Raw genomic sequence first — 1,296 nt, forward strand, 5'->3', positions numbered from 1 at the left:
TTTGGCGAGCTGCTTGACCCCGAACTGGTCCGGTCGGCCTTCGAGACCGCAGGGGTAGCGACTCTGCGCAAGAGGCGGCTGCCTCTGGAGGCGATGATTTGGTGCGTGATTGGGATGGCCCTGTTTCGCCGGATGTCGGCCTGGGATGTCGTCAACCAGATGGACATCATGCTACCCGGACAGCGCCCCTTGGTGGCCCCCAGCGCCGTGGTTCAAGGACGCCAGCGCCTGGGCAGCCAGGCGGTACGTGAAGTGTTCGCCCTAACGCAGCAGCGCTGGCACGCCTCGGCCAATCATCCGAGCTGGATGGGGCTGCGCCTGCTCAGTGTCGACGGTGTGGTCTGGCGCACGCCCGATACGCAGGAGAACCGCGAGCGCTACGCCAGCTCCACCAGCCAGTATGGCGATACCGGTTTTCCACAGGTGCGCATGGTGTGTCAGATGGAATTGACCAGTCACCTGTTGGTCAGTAGCGCCTTCGCCGGTTACCACAGCAACGAAATGAAACTGGCCGAGCAACTGGTCGCCAGTACACCCGATCACTCGTTGACCCTGTTCGACCGTGGCTTCTACTCCCTGGGCTTGTTGCACCATTGGCAGCAGGCCGGCACCCAGCGTCACTGGCTGGTCCCGCTGCGCAAGGGGGCTCGCTATGACGTCATCCACCGGCTGGGCCGCCAGGATGTCATCGTCAGCCTGCCGATCTCGGCGCAGGCGCGAAAGCAATGGCCAGACCTGCCGGAAACCCTGCAGGCGCGGCTCCTGAGCAAGACAGTCAAGGGCAAGGTGCGCCAGATCCTGACCTCGATGACCGATCCCCTGCGCTTCCCGTCAGAGGAAATCGTCGACTTGTACAGTCAGCGCTGGGAAATCGAACTGGGCTACCGGGAGATGAAGCAGAGCCTGCTGGACAGCCGCTACACGTTGCGCAGCAAGACGCCGGAAATGATCGAGCAAGAGCTCTGGGGAGTACTGCTGGGCTACAACCTGCTGCGCTACCAGATGCTGGAAATGAGTCGCCATTGTCCCGGCATCTACCCCTGCGAAATGAGCTTCACCGCCTGCACCTGGGCGATCCTGGGGTTACTCAATGGCCTTTCCCTACGGCATCCGGGCAACATCCCCAAATACTTGGCAGAACTGCATGCATCAGCCATGCATTACGTGCTGCCGCATCGGCGGGAGGATCGGTGTTACCCCCGAGCGGTCAGGCCAAAACCCTCCAAGTATCCGCCCAGAAATAAAAATGCCAGTCAGCTTAACTGACTGGCATTAGGCGATTCGCCGGCCTTTTTC

At 61.4% G+C, this 1,296-nt stretch carries 1 protein-coding gene; it reads left to right on the forward strand.

Going from position 1 to position 1,296, the window contains the following annotated elements; genetic code table 11:
• A partial coding sequence (locus PIN01S_RS26105) for an IS4 family transposase (protein WP_084339827.1) occupies positions 1-1,266 on the forward strand: 1,266 nt, incomplete at its 5' end.
• Between the last annotated feature and the right edge of the window lie 30 nt (positions 1,267-1,296).

Source organism: Pseudomonas indica NBRC 103045 (assembly GCF_002091635.1).
GTDB classification, from domain to species: Bacteria; Pseudomonadota; Gammaproteobacteria; order Pseudomonadales; family Pseudomonadaceae; genus Pseudomonas_M; species Pseudomonas_M indica.